This is a genomic window from Paraglaciecola polaris LMG 21857, assembly GCF_000315055.1.
Lineage (GTDB): Bacteria > Pseudomonadota > Gammaproteobacteria > Enterobacterales > Alteromonadaceae > Paraglaciecola > Paraglaciecola polaris.
Map to the genome: position 1 here is coordinate 109491 of NZ_BAER01000014.1, position 19370 is coordinate 128860.

At 44.1% G+C, this 19370-nt stretch carries 19 protein-coding genes; 11 read left to right on the forward strand and 8 right to left on the reverse strand.

The genetic code is table 11. The features are described 5' to 3' along the window. Positions 1–6: 6 nt before the first annotated feature. Entirely contained in the window at positions 7–585 is a 579-nt protein-coding gene (nfuA, locus tag GPLA_RS01575; protein ID WP_007103044.1) for a Fe-S biogenesis protein NfuA, read from the reverse strand. Positions 586–732: 147 nt separating this feature from the next. On the opposite strand from nfuA, the gene GPLA_RS01580 reads away from it, so the two are divergent. After that, positions 733–3294 carry a M14 metallopeptidase family protein gene (locus GPLA_RS01580; RefSeq protein ID WP_007103045.1) on the forward strand — a complete coding sequence of 854 codons (2562 nt, stop codon included), beginning with the start codon at positions 733–735 and terminating at the stop codon, positions 3292–3294. Here the strand turns inward: GPLA_RS01580 and GPLA_RS01585 are convergent. Continuing rightward, a complete protein-coding gene (locus GPLA_RS01585; RefSeq protein WP_007103046.1) occupies positions 3278–3958 on the reverse strand; it encodes a ComF family protein in 681 nt (226 codons plus the stop codon). The two genes, GPLA_RS01580 and GPLA_RS01585, sit on opposite strands and share 17 nt — an antisense overlap. 75 nt (positions 3959–4033) lie before the next feature. Here GPLA_RS01585 and bioH point away from each other — a divergent pair, with 75 nt between their 5' ends. The 3 genes from bioH (at position 4034) to GPLA_RS01600 (ending at position 6135) form a co-directional block, all read left to right on the forward strand. Continuing rightward, entirely contained in the window at positions 4034–4810 is a 777-nt protein-coding gene (bioH, locus tag GPLA_RS01590) for a pimeloyl-ACP methyl ester esterase BioH (RefSeq protein ID WP_007103047.1), read from the forward strand. A 67-nt stretch (positions 4811–4877) separates the two neighbouring features. After that, on the forward strand, positions 4878–5144 hold the full coding sequence (locus GPLA_RS01595) for a hypothetical protein (protein ID WP_007103048.1): 267 nt from the start codon (positions 4878–4880) through the stop codon (positions 5142–5144). Between the two features lie 34 nt (positions 5145–5178). Next, on the forward strand, positions 5179–6135 hold the full coding sequence (locus GPLA_RS01600) for a putative metalloprotease CJM1_0395 family protein (protein WP_007103049.1): 957 nt from the start codon (positions 5179–5181) through the stop codon (positions 6133–6135). 67 nt (positions 6136–6202) lie between these two features. On the opposite strand, the gene GPLA_RS01605 is transcribed toward GPLA_RS01600, so the two are convergent. Further along, the gene (locus tag GPLA_RS01605) at positions 6203–8533 is read right to left on the reverse strand and encodes a Tex family protein (RefSeq protein WP_007103050.1); all 2331 of its coding nucleotides are present in this window, start codon (positions 8531–8533) and stop codon (positions 6203–6205) included. Between the two features lie 338 nt (positions 8534–8871). Between GPLA_RS01605 and GPLA_RS23805 the strand changes: the two genes are divergently transcribed. After that, positions 8872–9231, forward strand: coding sequence for an IS110 family transposase (locus GPLA_RS23805; protein ID WP_264370804.1), 360 nt, complete (start codon positions 8872–8874; stop codon positions 9229–9231). Positions 9232–9315: 84 nt separating this feature from the next. Then, the gene (locus GPLA_RS23810) at positions 9316–9693 is read left to right on the forward strand and encodes a transposase (RefSeq protein WP_161601743.1); all 378 of its coding nucleotides are present in this window, start codon (positions 9316–9318) and stop codon (positions 9691–9693) included. 848 nt (positions 9694–10541) lie between these two features. On the opposite strand, the gene GPLA_RS01615 is transcribed toward GPLA_RS23810, so the two are convergent. Both GPLA_RS01615 and GPLA_RS22870 read right to left on the reverse strand, forming a co-directional pair. Then, positions 10542–10961, reverse strand: coding sequence for a hypothetical protein (locus GPLA_RS01615; protein ID WP_007103053.1), 420 nt, complete (start codon positions 10959–10961; stop codon positions 10542–10544). 82 nt (positions 10962–11043) lie between these two features. Continuing rightward, on the reverse strand, positions 11044–12180 hold the full coding sequence (locus tag GPLA_RS22870; RefSeq protein WP_007103054.1) for a pre-peptidase C-terminal domain-containing protein: 1137 nt from the start codon (positions 12178–12180) through the stop codon (positions 11044–11046). Between the two features lie 982 nt (positions 12181–13162). On the opposite strand from GPLA_RS22870, the gene GPLA_RS23045 reads away from it, so the two are divergent. Continuing rightward, positions 13163–13348 carry an SDR family NAD(P)-dependent oxidoreductase gene (locus GPLA_RS23045; protein WP_264370805.1) on the forward strand — a complete coding sequence of 62 codons (186 nt, stop codon included), beginning with the start codon at positions 13163–13165 and terminating at the stop codon, positions 13346–13348. Continuing rightward, a complete protein-coding gene (locus GPLA_RS01625; RefSeq protein WP_051997622.1) occupies positions 13329–13997 on the forward strand; it encodes a transposase in 669 nt (222 codons plus the stop codon). Before GPLA_RS23045 ends, GPLA_RS01625 begins: the two co-directional genes overlap by 20 nt. Before the next feature lie 73 nt (positions 13998–14070). Here the strand turns inward: GPLA_RS01625 and greB are convergent, their stop codons facing one another. Both greB and fkpA read right to left on the reverse strand, forming a co-directional pair. Next, positions 14071–14547, reverse strand: a complete 477-nt coding sequence (gene greB, locus GPLA_RS01630; protein WP_007103057.1) for a transcription elongation factor GreB — start codon at positions 14545–14547, stop codon at positions 14071–14073. Positions 14548–15057: 510 nt separating this feature from the next. Then, positions 15058–15807: an FKBP-type peptidyl-prolyl cis-trans isomerase gene (gene fkpA / locus GPLA_RS01635; protein ID WP_007103058.1), complete on the reverse strand. Its 750-nt coding sequence runs from the start codon at positions 15805–15807 to the stop codon at positions 15058–15060. A gap of 118 nt (positions 15808–15925) precedes the next feature. On the opposite strand from fkpA, the gene GPLA_RS01640 reads away from it, so the two are divergent. Continuing rightward, positions 15926–16900 (forward strand): WD40 repeat domain-containing protein, encoded by a 975-nt coding sequence (locus GPLA_RS01640; protein ID WP_040513753.1) that lies wholly within the window; start codon positions 15926–15928, stop codon positions 16898–16900. 12 nt (positions 16901–16912) lie between these two features. Further along, positions 16913–17125: a SlyX family protein gene (locus GPLA_RS01645; RefSeq protein WP_007103060.1), complete on the forward strand. Its 213-nt coding sequence runs from the start codon at positions 16913–16915 to the stop codon at positions 17123–17125. Between the two features lie 23 nt (positions 17126–17148). On the opposite strand, the gene GPLA_RS01650 is transcribed toward GPLA_RS01645, so the two are convergent. After that, complete coding sequence (locus GPLA_RS01650; RefSeq protein WP_007103061.1) at positions 17149–17355, reverse strand: YheV family putative zinc ribbon protein; 207 nt, start codon at positions 17353–17355, stop codon at positions 17149–17151. Positions 17356–17434: 79 nt separating this feature from the next. Here GPLA_RS01650 and GPLA_RS01655 point away from each other — a divergent pair, with 79 nt between their 5' ends. Continuing rightward, positions 17435–19357 carry an ATP-binding cassette domain-containing protein gene (locus GPLA_RS01655; protein WP_007103062.1) on the forward strand — a complete coding sequence of 641 codons (1923 nt, stop codon included), beginning with the start codon at positions 17435–17437 and terminating at the stop codon, positions 19355–19357. Positions 19358–19370 lie beyond the last annotated feature (13 nt).

Sequence of the window (19370 nt, forward strand, 5' to 3'; positions counted from 1 at the left end):
GACTAATTAATAGTACGAATGCTCACCGGCTTCGTGCTCGGTGGCATCTTTCACTGCTGTTAATTCGCCAGGGAATTGTGCAAGCATTTGCTTTTCAATGCCATCCTTAAGCGTTACGTCTACCATAGAGCAGCCGTTACAGCCGCCGCCAAACTGCAATATCGCTTCGCCTTTATCGGTGATTTCCGCCAGCATCACTTTTCCACCATGACTGGCAAGCTGTGGATTGATTTCGGATTCGATCATGTAGTTAATACGCTCCTCAAGAGGGGCGTTATCATCGACTTTTCGCGCTTTGGCATTTGGTGCTTTTAACGTGAGTTGAGAGCCCATTTGGTCGGTCACAAAATCAATTTCTGCTTCGCTTAAGAAAGGTACGCTCTCGGCGTCAACCACGGCATCAAAACCGTTGAATTCAAGGGTAGTATCCGTTGATTCAACCGCGTCTGGTGGGCAGTAAGAGACACCACATTCTGCGCTGGGTGTACCTGGGTTAACAACAAAAACCCGAATATTAGTGTCAGGCTCTTGTTTTTCAAGCAGTTTACAAAAATGCGCTTGGGCTGTATCTGAAATAGAAATCATATAAAAGGTCCTGTTGTAGAAACATATGAAGATTGTATCAAAATTACTTGACTAAAACACTCAAGTAATCGAGTTTACTTATGTTAATTTCAGCTAAAATATGCGAACCTTTTAGGCTATTTTGAGTGTAATAAAAGGTTTATCTGTATGAAATTCGGTTGGTTTTGGGGCTCCGTATGCCTTGTTTTATTTTCTTTTTCGGCCCAAGCACTCTCCGACCACGATTATTTGCCTGCCAATACCCAATTTCGCGATGATATTCCCAGTCCTTCTCAAGTTATTGGTGCGCCCGTAGGCGAGTGGCATGTACGTCATGACCAACTAGTGGAATATATGCGTATTCTAGCGGCAAAGTCTGACCGAGTTAGCATACTAGAAACGGGTCGTACCCATGAAAATCGTCCGCTACTATTGCTGACGTTTACTGCCGCAAAGAACCAGCAAAATATCGAATCTCTCCGTGAGCAACACTTGTCGTCATTCGGGCAAAAGCGCGTAGCCGATGCACCTCTGATTTTGTGGATGGGTTACAGTGTGCACGGTGATGAATCATCAGGGGCTAACGCCGCTTTGTTGGTCGCATATTACCTCGCTGCTGCCCAAGGTGAAGTTGTGCAAGCTTTGCTTGAGAGTAATGTGGTGCTTATGGAGCCCAGTATCAACCCCGACGGATTAGCACGATTTGCACAGTGGGCCAACGGTAATCGCGGCCAACAACTAGTGGCGGATCCAAATCACAGAGAGCATCAACAACCTTGGCCGAGTGGCCGCACAAATCACTATTTATTTGATTTAAATCGCGATTGGCTGTTACTCACTCACCCTGAGTCTCAAGCGCGTATTGCGCAATACCATCGCTGGCGACCTCATGTTGTGACTGATTTCCATGAAATGGGCACTAACAGTAGCTATTTTTTTCAACCGGGCATCGCTTCGCGTAATAATCCTTGGACACCTGCACGCAATACTGAACTCACCGCAGAGCTGGCAAAATTTCACGCCGCCGCGTTAGATAAAACTAAACAGTTGTACTTCACCCAAGAAGCATATGATGATTTTTATTATGGGAAGGGCTCAACTTACCCAGATGCCCAAGGCAGTATTGGCATACTCTTTGAGCAAGCAAGCAGCCGTGGACACCAGCAAGAATCCATCAATGGGGTGCTGAACTTTAGTGATACTATCCAAAATCAGGTAACTACGTCCCTCTCAACTTTTGCCGGTGCGCAAGCTAATAAAGCTGCCTTGCTGGCTTATCCCGAGCAATTTACCGAGCAAACGAATAAACTCATTAAAGACGATAAAATTGCTGGGTATCTTCTCAGTGAATCTAAAGATGCGACTCGGTTTACTCAGCTAAAGTGGATACTGCAGCAGCATAACGTTAAATTTAATTTTTTGAATAAAGAGGTGCGGGTAGATGATGTTATTTATCAGCCTTTGTCGAGTATTTTTGTACCATTGGCTCAACGTCAGTATCGCTTAGTAAAATCATTTTTTTCCGAGCGTCAAAGCTTCAATGACAACAGTTTTTACGACGTATCAAGTTGGAATTTACCACTGGCATTCAATATTCAATACTCACCTGTTGAGCGTAAGTTATGGGGTCGAATCCCCGTTAACGAGAATAGCAATTCGCCCATTAACCAGATCACTGCCCTAAGTGCTAAAGATGATGTTTACGCTTATGGGTTTTCATGGCAGGACTCAATGGCTCCCAAGTTGCTTTATCGTTTACTGGCGGCGGGTGTACAAGTCAAAATTGCCGGCTCAGATTTTGCCGCTACAACAGATCAAGGCAATATTAGCTTTAGTGCTGGCTCAGTGCTGATCCCATTAGCGCTTAAACAGCCCGACAATTTAGTCTCGTTATTGAGTGATGGTGCAGCCCAAAGCAAGATAAAAGTATGGCCTATATTATCCGGTTTAACGGCGCAGGGCTTAGACCTAGGTAGCCGTGATATGCACGCACTTAAGACTCCTCAGGTGTTGCTGGTGGGCGGTGAAGGCACGTCTCAGTATGAAGTAGGAGAAGCTTGGCATTATCTTGACACTGTAGTGGCGATGCCTGTGACGATTACCGATTTAGCCCGCTTGTCTCAGATCGATTTAACACGCTATAGCCATATTATATGGGCAAGCGGTAATTACACGGATGTACCAGAAAAGACGGTTCGTACATTAGATAAATGGTTGTCTGCGGGCGGCGTGATGATTGGCCAGCGTACGGCAGCGAAATGGTTTGCTGATAAAGATTGGTTAAAAGCATCTTTCATCAGTCAGGAAGAAATTAAACGTGCATTTTCCAGTGCAGACCTAGCCTATGGCGACCGTGATACGCTTGCCGCAAAACAAAGAATTGCGGGGGCGGTTTTTGACACTCAAATTGACATGAGTCACCCCCTTACTTTTGGATTCCCCAGAGAGCATTTACCCTCATTTAAAAACAGTACTGTGATTATGCGCGTGCCCAAAACGCCCTTTATTACAGTAGGGCGTTACACCTCTAAACCCTTAATGTCGGGGTACGCAGCAGATGAATTGCAAGAGCTTATTAGCAATAGCGCATCGGTTGTAGCGCACAGTGTTGGCAAGGGCAAAGTTATAGCCTTTGTTGACGACCCAAACTTTCGTGGTTATTGGCGAGGAACACGACGTTTATTAAGCAACGCGATATTTATGTCTAATCTTATTAATGCTCCAGGGTAAGGCATATACTCCAAATATCGATTCGTATCTCTGGATACTGGCGGCGAATGAGCTGATAAATCGCCTCAACCGTGGCACCTGTGGTTATCACGTCGTCTAAAATGGCAATGTGCTGATATTTGATCGCACTATGCAGTGAAAAGGCATTTTTTACATTAGCTTTACGTTGGTTGCTGGAGAGTGATGTTTGGGTTTGGGTTGCTTTATGACGGGTAAGCATGCCGGAAATCAATTCGATGCCAGTTAAAGCGGATATACACTTACCGAGTTCAACACTCTGATTGTATTTTCTTGTTTGATAGCGTTTTGGATGCAATGGCACGGGGATAATAGCTTGAGGGCGAGGGTGCAAGTCGCCAAGTGCATGGGTTACAAAAAGTTTGGCTAAAGCATTCGCATGCATGATTTTTTTTGAAAACTTTAAGCCAGTCAGTAAGCGCGATAAGGGCCATTGATAATCCGCTAATGCCAGCACATTTTCTGCATTTAACTGCTTAAGACCGCGTCGCACCTTAGGCCAATTCAGCAAGTTGTAGTCGTAACTTTTGCAGTCAAATAACAGCAAATCACGAGTGCAAAAATCACATATTAATACCTCGCTACTTTGGCGACATAACAAACAAAGCTGTGTTTTTACTAGGCTTAGCCGACTAAAGTCCCACATGTTCCCTGCTTCTGCTTGATTTCAAGTTTTGCATCTCTAAACTGACACGCCATGTAATAAGCGTAGATGAATAAAATGAACTCTAAACTGAATACTCGAACAGAAGGTAAAGGAGCTGACTTGGTTTTGTTGCATGGTTGGGGCGTTAACAGCGGTGTATGGCAGCCGATTGCAGAGCAATTAGAGCAGCTATTTAGGGTGACTTACATTGATTTACCTGGATTCGGCCAGAATAATGATGTGCTCCCAAAAACTTATAATATGGAATCGGTAGCCGCGTGTGTCGCTAAGGTAATACCACCTCAGAGTATTGTTGTCGGGTGGTCGTTAGGCGGGCTTATCGCTCAGCACATTGCCGTATGTGAGTCAGATAAAATAAAACAGTTAGTGCTGGTGGCAACGTCACCTAAATTTCAAAAGCAGAATGAATGGCCGGGCATCGATCCTGCCATTTTGCAGACGTTTTCCGCTCAGCTAGTGAACAATTTAAGTAAAACCATTGAGCGTTTTTTAGCGATCCAAGCGATGGGAAGTGAATCGGCAAAAACCGATATCAAAAAAATAAAAAGCAGTATCGAATTATATCCCCAAGCCAATATTCTCGCATTAACAGCGGGGTTGACGCTATTAGAGCAGATTGATTTACGCACTAAACTGGTTGAGTTTGCTATGCCAGTGCATTGGATGTTAGGCCGATTAGATAGCTTAGTACCCATAAAACTGGGTGAGTATATTAAGCAAACATTGCCTGATAATCATAGTGTGACTGTGTTCCCGCATGCTTCACATGCACCTTTCATCTCCCATACCGAGGAATTTCTGGCAGATTTGTTGGCAAAGATATCAGTGTAAAAAGTCACTGTTCAATTTCACGTTTTTGGTTAATAATTAAGCATGAGAGATTGGTAGAGGTACTCAAATGGATATATCAAATAACGGCAACATTAATGCAGCATTTGCCAGTGGGGTTCAAGGTGTTCAGCAGTCGAGTAAGCAGGTCACGCAGGCCGCACATGAAATTGCCAATTTAAACGGTGACTTTGAACAGCCAAGTAGTGCAACCGGTGCGAGTTTGACCGATAGCCTAGTCGATTTGAAAACGGCTGCTTTAGGGGTAGAGGCTTCGGCCAAGGTGGTAGATGTAGCCAACGACACGGTAGGCACTTTATTAGATACCTTTGCTTAAAAACAAATATTTAACGGACAATAACTGACAAAAAATGAACATTGTTACGCCGATTCCGACAGCGATTGTTTTTACAACAGCAAACATAAACACTGAAGCTGCGCGCAGAGATAATACTTTGCGTGAAACAGTTCCAGCGTTAACTGGGTCTGAAAACTCAGCCGCAGAATCGGGTTTAGCAGGTGATCATGACAAAGTAAAAACGCCCGCCCAACCCCTCACTTATGAGCGCCCTCAGGTTCAAACTCAAGGTGAGCCCGCATCGGATATTCAGAAAAACGCTGATCAAGACAACGCCCAGCAAGAAAGTGCAGGCAAAGAAGGCGCTGAACAAGAACAACAAACTCAGCAAGAGCAACAAGAAAAAGCAGAAATAGATGAGCTTAAAAAACGCGATACTGAAGTGCGTACTCACGAGCAGGCTCACGCTAATACCGGAGGACAGCACGCAGGAGCACCGAATTACGAATATACGACCGGTCCTGATGGTAAGCGTTACGCAACAGGTGGCGAAGTATCTATTGATGTAGCTGAAGGTGACACACCAGAAGAAACCATCCGTAAGATGCAACAGGTTAAAGCCGCCGCTACGGCTCCGGCAGAACCTTCCGCACAAGATCTGCGGGTGGCCGCAGAAGCTAGCCAAAAAATGTTTGAAGCTCGTAAAGAGCTTGCTGAACAAAAGAGTGATAACACCCAGGGACTTTCTGGGACTGAAGGGGTAGAACAGGCTAAAAGCCAAACAACCCCTCAAGCCGCATTTGGACCTGAGTTAGACGAAATTGTGCGTGGGACTGATGAAGGCACACCCATTCGTGATTTAGATGTAGCAACAGGGTCGCTAAAAAGCAGCGTACAATTATTGGCAAATGGTGATGAACTCCCTAGTACACAACGTAACGGCAATACCTTGATTGCTGAACAGGTTGTGCGGCGCTTTTATCAAAGCGTGAGCGAGCCTAAAAGTTACGGATTGAATTACTCCGCCTAACCCTTCATGTGTATTAGCATTTATGATTTTGGGTTTAACTGGGTTAGTTCATAAGAGGTTTACGACCCTAACTTTTTTTAGCTTTAGCAAATGCGTCGGCAAACGCGTTACCCATAGCTAGATTTGCCGAGGCTGGCTTAGGCGTTTTATTCTGGGGTTTATTTGTTGGCTTATTCCCGTGACGAGGCTTGTTCTCATCATGATTACGGCCCTGATTAGTTTGCGCCTTGATATCGTCATTTAAACGCATGGTGAAAGACACTCGCTTACGGGAGACGTCAACTTCCATGACCTTAACTTTGACGATATCGCCGGTTTTAACGATTTCACGAGGATCAGAGATGTACTTATCGGTCATAGCTGAGATGTGTACTAAACCGTCTTGGTGCACGCCAACATCAACAAAAGCACCAAAGTTCGCCACATTACTTACCACGCCCTCTAGAATCATGCCTTCTTTTAAATCACTTAACGATGAAACGCCTTCTTTAAAGGTCGCCGTTTTAAACTCTGGGCGCGGATCGCGTCCAGGTTTGTGTAGCTCATTAATAATGTCGGTTACTGTGGGTAATCCAAAGGTGTCGTCAACAAACTGCTGAGGCTCAAGCTTCTTGAGCAACTCTGTGTTACCGATTAGGTCGTTGACCGCACTACCGGAATTTTTCACTATAGCCTGCACCACAGGGTAAGCCTCTGGGTGGACCGATGAAGCATCAAGCGGATTACTGCCATTTACAATGCGCAAGAAGCCTGCTGCCTGCTCATAGGCCTTAGGGCCTAAGCGTTCCACTTTGAGTAAGTCTTTACGACTACCAAATGCGCCATTGGTATCTCTGAAGTTAACAATGTTGGTAGCTAATGTGCGGTTTAAACCTGAAACATGGCTCAGTAGCGCAGCTGAGGCCATATTTAAGTCTACGCCAACGGCATTAACACAATCCTCAATGACTCGGTCCAGTGAGCGACCCAAGTTACTTTGGCTAACATCATGTTGATATTGACCTACGCCTATGGCTTTTGGCTCTATTTTCACTAGCTCTGCGAGTGGATCTTGTAAACGTCTGGCAATTGAAACTGCGCCTCTTAACGAAACGTCCATATCAGGCAGTTCATTCGATGCCAGCTCTGAAGCAGAATATACAGAAGCGCCAGCTTCACTAACCATAATTTTGCTTAGGCCAAGTTCAGGGTTGGCTTTGATCACTTCAGCTGCTAGCTTGTCCGTTTCTCGTGAGCCCGTTCCGTTACCGATACTGATTAGTTTGACTTTATGTTGCTTACACAGCATACCTAGGGTACGTAGGCTTTTGTCCCACAAATTTTGCGGCACATGAGGAAATATAGTGCTGGTAGCAACCACCTTGCCTGTAGCATCCACTATCGCGACCTTTACCCCAGTACGAAGGCCAGGATCAAGGCCCATGGTATTTTTCGCGCCAGCAGGGGCAGCCATAAGTAAATCGTTTAAATTCTTAGCGAATACCTGAATTGCTTCTTGTTCGGCTTGCTCTTTGACCACACCAAATAACTCAGTTTCCATATGTAATGCTATTTTTACCCGCCATGACCATTGAACAACCGTCATTAACCACGCATCACCAGCACGGTTAGCGAAATTTAAAGCGAAGTGCTGGGCAATAATATGCTCACAATGAGAGCCTTTGTCGCTGTCTTCTTTTTGTGGATCGGCATCCATGGAAACTTGTAAAAAATTTTCGTTCCGACCACGAAATAAAGCCAAGCAGCGGTGGGATGGTATTTTGCTTAAACGCTCACTGTGTTCAAAATAATCAGTATATTTAGCGGCTTCTTTTTCTTTGCCGGTGATGACCTGACTTTTAATGTGGGCGTTTGCCATCAAGTACTGACGGACTTTTTGCAGTAATACAGCGTCTTCTGCAAAGCGCTCCATTAATATGTATTTAGCGCCCTCTAGCACCGCCTTTTCATCTGCCACGCCTTTGTCAGCGTCAACAAACTTAGTGGCTTCTGTCTCAGGTGTTAAATTCGGGTCATTGAAAAGGCTATCTGCTAACGGTTGCAAACCCGCTTCAATGGCGATCTGGCCTTTGGTGCGACGTTTGGGTTTGTAGGGTAGGTATAAATCTTCTAATTCGGTTTTATTATCACAGCCTAATATGCTGCGTTTAAGCTGATCCGTTAGCTTGCCTTGTTCGTCAATCGTTTTGAGGATCACATTGCGTCTGTCATTGATATCACGCAGATAAACCAAGCGCTGTTCTAGCAGGCGAAGCTGAATGTCGTCTAATCCATTGGTCGCTTCTTTACGATAACGAGCGATAAAGGGCACACTTGAACCTTCATCTAGCAACTTAACGGCAGCTTGTACTTGAGTGGCTTTGACTTGAAGTTCACTCGCGATTTTTTCAATGATCATGTAACGGCCCTATTTTGGCGAAGTTATGCAGATTTAACGTATTAAACAAATAGCTCAACAAGGCAATATATGGCCTTGAAGGCAAAATACCAGAGTAGACGAGCATTATTGCCGATTATTTTTTAAATTGTCGAAATGGGTTGTAAGGTGACAAGATAAAGCGTGGGATTCTGCGTCTCTGAAAATCCTCAAGCCAGCCTCCGAGTTCATGCTCAGCTATGCTGAAAGGTGCTCAAACCATCAAAAGCGGGAGGCTGTTATGCCATTTTACTGCGGCATTGACTTACATTCAAACAATCACGTCGTGGTCGTCATCGATGAAAAGGATAAATAAGGTTGTGGATAAGCGTATCGACAACAATTTGAACATCACGCTCGAGCTGCTTGCACCTTACAAAGAGCAGTTAAAAGCCGTGGCTGTCGAATCCACTTTTAACTGGTATTGGTTAGTAGGTGGCCTGATGGAACAAGGTTATCAAATACAACTGGTCAATACTGCTGCCGTCAAACAATACGACGGCTTAAAATACAGTGGTGACCATCAAGATGCGTTTCACCTTGCGCATTTAATGCGCTTGGGAATATTGCCTACTGGTCATATTTATCCGCCTGAATATCGACAAATACGTGACTTATTGCGCCGTAGGCGGCAATTGGTGAAACATGCATCCAGTCATATAATAAGTATTCAAAATTAAATCTGGCGCTCATTAGGGTATAGAGTCAACTGTGTCGATATTCGTAAAAAGCTCTTCACACTGCCTTTCGAGCCAGGGCGCTTTTTGTATCATTCAGCCCATAGCAATCTCACCATTCTTAAGACACTAGACAAACAGATTGCCATCATTGAACAACAAACACTGGAAGCGGTGGAGCTTAAAGATGAATTCAAACTGTTGACCAGCGTGACCGGTATTGGTCCAATTTTAGGTTTGACTATCATGTTAGAAACAGGCGACATCAATCGGTTTGAAGCCGTCGGTAATTACGCGTCTTATTGTCGTTGTGTCAACAGTGTGCGTGAAAGTAACGGCCAGAAGAAAGGCACGGGTAACCGTAAAGCAGGCAATAAATATTTGTCATGGGCCTTCTCAGAAGCCGCTCATTATCTTGTTCGATTCGATGCAAAAGCTAAACGTTTTTACGAGCGTAAAAAATAAAAGCGCAATGGTATTGTGGCTATTCGTGCCTTAGCGCATAAAATCGCCAGAGCGGTATTTCATATGTTAAAAAACAAACAGGCCTTTGATATCGCACGCGCCTTTAGTTAGTTTCCCGGTGTCATTCAGCCAGTTTGCGGGGTTGGATAACAAACCAGTGTTCTCTGAATGGAGGGTGATACCGGACCTATTTTATTCGCCCGCATGTTAAGCCAATTCGGGCCTGGAAGGCGAAAGCCTAGCCACTACCCCTGTGCGTTTATCGCATTGGATAACATGGGGAACTGACGTTTTTGTGGCGCACAATGTGCGTGGGAAATTGGCCTTAACAGACCAAGGACTAGAGCCCGATGGGTGACTGTTGCGGATAAATAATCTAGCACAACCAATAGAAAAACATATTAGCGAATGAAAACCGGGGCATGCTACAGAGTACACAAACGCTAATGTTTGCTGAAAAGCGATCCGGACTTTATCGCACTATTGACAACGGCTGACCCCGTTGATTCGCACGTTATTTGACCCTGACTTTGGAGTCACTATTCCCGTTGCTCTAAAACAATTATAATAAAAGCTTATGAGGAACACGGATACTCATTACAGCACGCGGAATACATGGCTAACATATTCACCGAGGAATATACCGTATGGGATGCTGTAGAACACTTGATGACCAAAAAATACTACTTTGAAAAGTTGCCGTATTAGTAAAAATGGCCACCCTCCATAATTTTTCTATTACTTGGAATTTACATTCTAAAATTCAACCCTAAAATCATAATCTCTTACGATGGATGCCCATGTAATTCGTATTACCAACTAATAAAGTTAGGAATTCAGCTAACTAACTATTGCTTCACTTCAACTAGTAGTGCTTCATATGTTTTTGGCTCAAATTTGCTGGTAAACCAATTACCATCACTCAAAAAAACAATCACTTTTTCGTTTTCAGTCGCGGAACCAGAACCACAGTTTTCTATGGAAGGGTGAATATGATCACTCTGATCCTCTCCTTTAAGCACTTCGGTTACCGAGACATCTAACATATACGGTGTTACCGAGGGGGAAATTGATTGGTTAATGCCCATTGATTCAGCTTCTTTTTTGACATTATGCTTATGGGTTACAATACCAATATAAATAGTCTGAGCGGCCGCAGCCCGCTGCTCCAGTGAAACTTTAGCAGGCACGCAGGCGAATGTGCTTGAGCTTAAAAACGTCCCTATTATCAGTAGAATTAAGACAGGTAAGTTTTTGCATATAAACATGAATAATTATCTCCAAGAAGTAAAAAGGGCATTAAGCATGTGCTTAAGCCCAATTTATTATTACAAAAAAGATTAATACAAATTAATCTTTTTTATTCTTTTTGCCAGCAACTACTTCGTTACTGTCGCCAATCAAACGGATATGTGTGATAGTTTTTGTGCCGTTGGCATTGTGCTTAACCCACATTTGACTTTTGTGATTACTTTTCACCATTTGCCCATACTCAGATGCATCAACAACAATTTCATTAGAGCTGGCTGCGTTAAAACTTGCAGTCAAAGTTACGCCAGAAAATGTGCTGTAAGCTCTTAGCATCACGTGAAAATCACCGCTACCAGACATGTTACAGGTTTCATTATTTCCATTTAGGTAAGGGCGGCAATCCCAGTTATTTGTTTGTGCCACACTACCAAGTTTAACGTACATATCTGCGTCACCTGAACCTCCACTGATAGAAAAGGTGACATTAGTTGAACCAGATGGGACGTGCATATGGAAGTCTTGTTCTGAACGACGTGTGCCAGAAAGGCCTGTTTTTACATCACCATTACAAAGATCGCCAGCGTCCCCGTCACATGAAGTAACAGGAGGAGGTGGAGTGCCACCACCAACGTGAGCATAAATCTCGTTTAACAACTCAAAATCATGAGCATTAGGGTCAATACCATCATCTGGATTGCTAGAATAATCCATACAGGTATCCTGACTCGAACCATTTTCACTGGTATGACCTAAACCGAATAAGTGGCCAACTTCCTGGCACATTACTCCCCGTTTTTCGTTAACTGTCATAGAGTAACTCTCATTTAATTTGGCAGTACCCCACAAGATATGATTGCTACTATCTATGTTCAAAGACGCTAAACCCAACCAGCCATTGGTGCCGTAAGAAGCGTTACATATTCGAATGTTACCTGTAGATATTGAGCAGTTATTTCGAGCTGTTGAACCATCGTCGATAGCCGTCACGGTTAAGTATAAAGGTGAGGATATGCCGGTATCAGCACCTGTGTTCCACCAACTATTTGTTTCTTCCATGTAACCTTGCCACTCACCACTCACACTATCAATGACTGAAAGTTCGGTGGTGTCCCAGTGATAAGCTGAACTTGCAGAGGTCCCTGTTCCCCATACATGAGCGGCAGTGCTTGGCAGTGCTGTGACAACTGCAATAGCAGCAAGTGAAAGTTGTAATGCATTTCTTTTTATAATTTTCATTCTTTACCTATTATTTTTATTGGAATTAAGTTAATTAAATACCGTTATAAAGCAGCCAACGGAAAGCCTTTATCCATATTGTTAGGTAGCTAACGGCATGTGGATCCGTGTAAAAAACCACCCGATACTATAGGTAAGCTAGAGCAGCCTCAAGCTTTTTGTTTACAACTTGTTACACAAGTTAACAGGTTGTAAGCGCGGTAATCTTAATTACCGCTACACGAAAGGCTTAAGCGACAAAACTTAGGTTATACAATTTTTTAAAGTTATAACCAGACACCAATAAATTTTGCTGAAATTTTGGGATGGCTCGTGGGAGAAACGAATGTGAACCATGAGGATATTTAAGAAAAAACGATTGGTAATACAGATGTCCATTTTGCTCAGATACTTAAATGAGCTTACATCGAATCCAATTTCCTTAGCAGATTATGGGTATTTGAATCCGTATAAAATACAATGGATTTGAGCCTGTAATAATGTAAAGCAGGACGGGCATATTAGTTTTATATGCAAAACAACACCCTACCTTTAAACTAAAAGAGCTACCGTACAATGGGTGTCCCTGAAATTCGTTTATTTCATCGGCTCTGCCCCGCAGGTCCTAACTGCCGCTTCAGAGTGACACTGAGAACAGCAAATAAACGTTATTTACCCCTAAAACGTTCCTTTTGGGAGCTGAAACTTTAAATGCGGGAAAGCTGTGACGTTGCCCCCAAACAGGTTATCGACAAAGCCGATTGTCTTGCTCTCTTACGATGTTTGTCCTTGTAGACTAGAGCCAGATGATGGCTGTTGCGGATAAATTATCAAGCACAACCAATAGAAAAACATATTAGCGAATGAAAACCGGGGCATGCTACAGAGTACACAAACGCTAATGTTTGCTGAAAAGCGACCCAGACTTTATCGCTCTATTGACCACGGCTGACCCCGCAGGTCCCTGATTAATAATGCTGGAATTTTTCAACGTTCACTGTGTATTGATACTGAACTAAGTGCCTATCGCACCCTGTTTGAGGTAGATGTGTTTGGTCAAATTGCCTTAACCAAAGCTGTTTTGCCGGTTATGCTTAAACAGGGTTCGGGACACATTGCGGTGACGTCAAGCGTAGCGGATAAAGTTGGTGTGAAGTTACGTAGCAGTTATTGCGCAGCGCGGCAATAATCGGCAAGTAACGTTTATGGCTGAGGGGGACTACGCTGTCTATTTAGATAAACTCAAAGAATATTCAGCTAAGTACCAAGTGCAGGCTCATGTCTTTGTGTTAATGACCAATCACGTACATTTATTGCTGACCCCTTCACCCGAAAAAGGTGACAGCCAGTTAATGCAGTCTTTGGTGCTATATTATGCTTTGTATATCAACAAAACCTACCGCAGAACCGGTACGCTGTGGGAGGGACGGTATAAATCAACCCTCGTTGACAGTGTGCGTTATTTTCTCACGGTGAGTCGCTACATTGAGCTGAACCCTGTTCGCGCGAATATAGTGTTACACCCGGCACAATACTCATGGTCGAGTTACAGAGGTAATGCACTTGGCGGTGTTATTCGATTCCTCACTTGCCATACTTGTTACCTTTCTTTGGGACGTGATGCTCAAGCACGGCGAAGCGCCTATAGGGCGTTATTCGATGAAATAATCCCATCGCACACATTGGTGGAAATCCGCGATGTCACCAATAAAGCGTGGGTATTAGGGGATGACAGATTTAAGCAACAGGTGACAATACAATCTGGCAGAAGGGCCGAGCCTTTACCTTCTGGCGGAGACCGAAGATCTAAAACGTTCAAGCGCAGTACATTGGATTAACTACTCACGCTTAGGTGACTTGATTTTTATAGAAATTCATCCGCTACGTTTGGGAGAAAACCTCTCACTTCATTTACTTCTTATACTCAATCGAAGTGATATACCAGTCTTTACAGCCTGCAGGGGTTTTGACACTTGCCACGTCATCCACTTCTTTTTTGATTAATGCACGAGCCATTGGGGAGTCTATCGATATGTAGCCTTTGGCGTCGCCGTAGATTTCTTCTGGGCCAACGATGCGAAACTGTTTTGTTTCCCCCTCGTCGTTTTCAATCTCAACCCATGCACCGAAGAATACCTTTCCAGCCTGCTGGGGAGAGTAATAAACTATCTGCAGTTCAGGCAAAAGCTTTCTTAAATAACGAACACGCCTATCAATTTCACGTAGTTTTCGTTTGTTGTACTGATAATCAGCATTTTCACTTCGATCACCCAAGCTCGCCGCCCATGTCACTATTTTTGTGATTTCAGGGCGTTGTTTCAGCCAAAGTTCGTCGTGCTCATCGTTCAGCTTTTTATAGCCTTCAGGGGTAATTAGTTTAGTTTTCAAACGTATTCCTTTGCAAAATCGTATCTTGAATAGTCGTTATCAAGAAGCGTGCTCTTAGGATGTTAAATGTTAGTTGCTGATATTGCTTTATTATTTCATTCTCGAACGGCTCACGCAGCTGAATAGTGGGTGTTTTCTTACGTCTAACCGGAATAAAAAATATTTTATTAGCACTAATTATTACATCAAATAGTGCACTTATAGGTTTCGCTTTTAATTTTGTGGGCTAAGCTTAGAACATCAAGTAGTTGATGGGCCGAGACGCCTTACTTGACTATCTGATTAGACCAAATTCACCCTTATTTTTTGGTGCTAAGGTAGGGCATCTGCAGAGATACAGCATACCAAGTTCTAAAATTACCCGGATATTCTGGGCCAAATAACCCTTTCGAAGGGTCTAAAACCGAGGGAATAAGGTTCAGCAAGGATAGAAGCTGGTGAGTAACGAAAAAACCGAACATCGTAGATGCTCGGTTTTTTTATGTGCGACTTGATCTTACGAATAAAAATTTATTCGCTTGCGCCTTCAGCTGGAGCCACATCCAATAACTCAACTTCAAATACTAAGGTTGAGTTTGGTGTGATTTTACCCGTAGCGCGCTCACCGTAAGCAAGTTCAGACGGAATAAAGAACTTGAATTTAGAACCCACTTTCATCAATTGTACGCCTTCAGTCCAGCCAGGGATTACCCGTGATAGTGGAAAAGTAGCTGGTTCGCCGCGGCTGTAGGATGAGTCAAACTCAGTTCCGTCAAGTAAAGTGCCTTTGTAATGCACAGTTACCGTGTCTTCTGCCACAGGCGATACACCATCGCCAGCAGTTAATACTTCGTACTGTAGACCTGAATCGGTTACGGTTACGCCTTCACGCTCAGCATTTTCAGTTAAGAATTTTTCACCATCGGCAACATTAGTTTCAGCTTTTGCGTCAGAAATGGCTTTTTGCTTTTCGCGAGAAGCGGCTTCCATAGCGAGAGTAAGAGTTTGAATTTCTTTCATATCAAGCTGTGACTGACCTTGCAGAGCTGCAACAAAACCTTTAACCACTAAATCTTTATCAAGGTTAACGTCTATTGCTTGTTGCTCAGTCATTTTTTGCTCAATAAACTGACCCACACTCGCGCCCATTGCATAAGATTGTTGCTGTGCTTCGGTATCAAGCTTTTGCTCTTCAACTTTTAGTAAATCCGTGTCTTGTTGACCACAGGCGGTAAGGCCAATGGCTGAGGTAATTAGAATCGCGATAGCAGTTTTTTTCATTTACTTCTCCCCTGAGATAATTTGTGTCGAATACATGACTTGTGAAGTGTTTCAACTTGATAAAGCGCTTATACTAAACGCCCTGAGTGAAAAGAGAAACCCAATTAGGAACAATCCATTGACCGTATTGTTAAGATTAAGTTTAATTTTTTTATTTCTAAGCGGTTGTTCTGGGCAATCGTCAACTCCAGTGCAGACTTGGCGGCATGCTGAAGAGGGCGCTTATGCGGCGAATATTTCCGCGGATGCTTCGTTGGCTGTGGTCTCGAGTGTGACGGGGGGGATATCGGTTTGGGATCTTGAGCAGAATATTAAGCGCTATACCTGGCAACACCAAGGCGAAGGCAATAATTTGGTCGCCAATGTACATATCGCCTTCGATAAGAGCTACGTGGTGACGTCTGATCGAGAGGCATTCGCCCTATGGAATGTTGCCAGCGGTGATCCAGAAGGATTTTGGCGGATTGATGAGTCGAGCATTCGTGATGTAGCGGTATCCAATCAAGGGCGTGGTATTTTAGTGGCTAGGGGGAACGGCAAGGTGATGTTTTTTGAGCCTAAAACGGGTCGCCGGTTGGAGTTTTTGGGTCACCAAGAGAAAGTGAATAGCGTCGATATATCCCCTAACGGTTTTTATGCTCTAACGGGTGGGAATGATTACACTGCCTATTTATGGGACACCCGAACAGGGCAAGTTATCCATCGTTTTGCCCACTCTAGTCGGGTGACGAAAGTGGCGCTGGATGACAACGGGCGTTATGGGTTTACGGCTGATAGCAAGCGCGATGCACGCATATGGGATTTAGCCACAGGTGCAGAAGTCAGTAATTTACATTATCTTGCTCGGCAGAAAATATTTAGCACAGCAGTATTTTCCCAAGACGGACAGTATTTATTGACCGGATCACCGGCTAAGCGATTGAATTTATGGCGCGTGTCTGACGGTAATGAATTACAAGAATGGCAAGTGTCACCACGAGAAGGCAGCCGCCCGCAAACCGCAGTGGTGTATGGCGTCGGTTTTGCTAAGAACAATCAAGTCGTGTCAGAAAGTAGCAGTGGTTTAGCTGAGTTCTGGCAAATGAATCAGTAATTAGAGTCAATTATGCAACATATAGAAGCAGATATAGAACAACTACAAATGAAAGTCGCCTTTCAAGAAGACACGATAGAAGAGTTGAATAAGGCCCTGATAAAACAACAAAAGCAACTGGAGTTACTGGAGTTCCAGTTATCTCACGTAATCAATAAGGTCAAAGAAATAGAGGTGCCAAGCGGCGATTCACCTGAAATCGAACCGCCTCCGCCTCATTACTGAGGTGATCACTCACACCACAATAGTTACTCTGGCTTAAATACGCCAATGACGTTCTCACTTTGGCGAGAGGCTTTTGTTACTTTTGTATCGGTTTGAGTTTGATGATAATGGCACTGCACGCATTCCATTTTCTCAATATTGTTCTCGAAATAAAGCATCAGAGTATCCATGCTTTTGCATTGAGGGCAAGTGGCCCCAGCGATAAAACGTTTTTTAATCTTAGTCGTCATAATCAAGAGGATTTCTTCGGTCAGTCATCTTGCTATCATACCGCAATCGACCGACTAAGTTATCCGTCAATAGGCATTCATGATCCAAATTTCTGATTTATCCCTTATGCGTGGCAACAAGACCTTGCTACATGAAACCAATGCTGTGCTGTACCCAGGACACAAAGCTGGCCTAATCGGTGCCAATGGCTGTGGTAAATCCAGCTTGTTTGCACTTATCAGAGGTGAGCTACACCCGGAGCAAGGGGAGTGTAATATTCCTAAAGACTGGCAAGTGGTGTCGGTCGCGCAAGAAACGCCAGCTGTGGAGCGCTCAGCCCTTGATTACGTGATAGACGGTGACAAGCTTTATCGTCGCTTACAAGCGGAGTTACAAAAGGCAGAAGACGCTCACGACGGGGTTAAAATTGCTGCTTTACACGGCCAGTTAGACCATGCTGGTGCTTACGATATTGAATCACGAGCAGCAACCATCCTTGCCGGGTTAGGCTTTGGCAACGATGCTATTGTCAGACCCGTTACGGCGTTTTCAGGTGGTTGGCGCATGCGTTTGAACCTCGCCCAAGCCCTATTATGTCATTCTGATTTATTACTGCTCGATGAGCCGACGAACCATTTGGATCTAGATGCCGTGATTTGGCTGGAAAAATGGTTACAGCGTTATACAGGCACCTTGTTACTCATTTCACACGATAAGTCATTTTTGGACAGCACAGTGAATGAAATTATCAGCGTTGAGCAGCAACAGCTTGTGAGCTATACGGGTAACTACGATGCGTTTGAACGTCAGCGTGCCGAGCGTTTGCGCCTACAGAATCTGCAATTTCAGAAGCAACAGGACAAGATCGCCCATTTAGAATCGTTCATCAACCGCTTCGGGGCTAAGGCCAGCAAAGCCAAGCAGGCTCAAAGTCGAGTTAAACAGCTCGAGAAAATGGAAACGTTATTACCTGCTCTGGCTGCGTCTCAGTTCAGTTTCGAATTTTTCATGCCGCCAAAACTGCCGAACCCTTTAGTGAAAATGGAGCAGGTGCAGTTAGGCTATGAGGATACGGTCATCCTCGAAAAGCTGCATTTAAACTTGGTACCGGGCAGCCGTATCGGTTTATTAGGGCGTAACGGTGCGGGTAAATCGACGTTGATCAAACTGCTCGCCGGTGAAAAACAACCGATGAAAGGGCTATACGAAACTTCTGCGGGCTTACGTATTGGTTACTTTGCTCAGCATCAGTTGGAATATCTACGCGCCGATGATTCAGCGCTGGATCACTTGCAGCGTCTTGACCCTAAAGCGACTGAGCAAGGTATGCGTGACTACCTTGGTGGTTTTGGCTTTCGAGGCGATGATGCGCTTGGGCGGGTTGCACCTATGTCTGGTGGTGAAAAAGCGCGTCTGGTATTAGCGCTCACTGTGTACCAGAAGCCGAATTTATTGTTGTTAGATGAACCAACCAACCATTTAGATTTAGACATGCGCCACGCCTTGAATATGGCACTGCAAGGTTTTGAAGGGGCAATGGTGTTGATTTCCCATGACAGGTTCTTGTTGTCATCAGTGTGTGACGATTTCTATTTGGTCGATAACCAGCAAGTGACTATGTTCGACGGTGATTTAGATGACTACCGTGACTGGTTATTAAAATCTGATCGGGATAGGCAATCCTTAGAGAAAGAGGGCGGCGAGAAAAAAGAGCCAAAACTCGATCGTAAAAATATCAAACGCTTAGAGGCTGAATTTAGACAAGCGACACAACCTTTGCGCAAAATGATTCAAGCCCAAGAGAAAAAAATGGCCGAACTTGAGGCGAAGCTTGAAACGATAGAACATAAAATGGCTGACCCAGATATTTACAACGCGGATAAAAAAGCCGAGCTGAAAGTTCTATTGGCGGATCAAGCCAGCTGCAAAGTTGCCCAAGAAGAGGCTGAAATGCTGTGGTTAGATACCCAAGAACAGCTTGAAGTAAAACAAGCTACGTTTGATATAGAAGTAGCTGGCTGAGCTTAAGTCGCTC

What these genes read in the sequence shown, in the direction of transcription:
- GPLA_RS22870 (WP_007103054.1), bottom strand. Translation starts at nt 12,180, where the DNA reads ATGAAAATTATAAAAAGAAATGCATTACAACTTTCACTTGCTGCTATT.
- GPLA_RS01655 (WP_007103062.1), top strand. Translation starts at nt 17,435, where the DNA reads ATGATCCAAATTTCTGATTTATCCCTTATGCGTGGCAACAAGACCTTG.
- GPLA_RS01580 (WP_007103045.1), top strand. Translation starts at nt 733, where the DNA reads ATGAAATTCGGTTGGTTTTGGGGCTCCGTATGCCTTGTTTTATTTTCT.
- bioH (WP_007103047.1), top strand. Translation starts at nt 4,034, where the DNA reads ATGAACTCTAAACTGAATACTCGAACAGAAGGTAAAGGAGCTGACTTG.
- fkpA (WP_007103058.1), bottom strand. Translation starts at nt 15,807, where the DNA reads ATGAAAAAAACTGCTATCGCGATTCTAATTACCTCAGCCATTGGCCTT.
- GPLA_RS01645 (WP_007103060.1), top strand. Translation starts at nt 16,913, where the DNA reads ATGCAACATATAGAAGCAGATATAGAACAACTACAAATGAAAGTCGCC.
- GPLA_RS01595 (WP_007103048.1), top strand. Translation starts at nt 4,878, where the DNA reads ATGGATATATCAAATAACGGCAACATTAATGCAGCATTTGCCAGTGGG.
- GPLA_RS01585 (WP_007103046.1), bottom strand. Translation starts at nt 3,958, where the DNA reads ATGTGGGACTTTAGTCGGCTAAGCCTAGTAAAAACACAGCTTTGTTTG.
- GPLA_RS01650 (WP_007103061.1), bottom strand. Translation starts at nt 17,355, where the DNA reads ATGACGACTAAGATTAAAAAACGTTTTATCGCTGGGGCCACTTGCCCT.
- GPLA_RS01615 (WP_007103053.1), bottom strand. Translation starts at nt 10,961, where the DNA reads ATGTTTATATGCAAAAACTTACCTGTCTTAATTCTACTGATAATAGGG.
- GPLA_RS01605 (WP_007103050.1), bottom strand. Translation starts at nt 8,533, where the DNA reads ATGATCATTGAAAAAATCGCGAGTGAACTTCAAGTCAAAGCCACTCAA.
- GPLA_RS01600 (WP_007103049.1), top strand. Translation starts at nt 5,179, where the DNA reads ATGAACATTGTTACGCCGATTCCGACAGCGATTGTTTTTACAACAGCA.
- nfuA (WP_007103044.1), bottom strand. Translation starts at nt 585, where the DNA reads ATGATTTCTATTTCAGATACAGCCCAAGCGCATTTTTGTAAACTGCTT.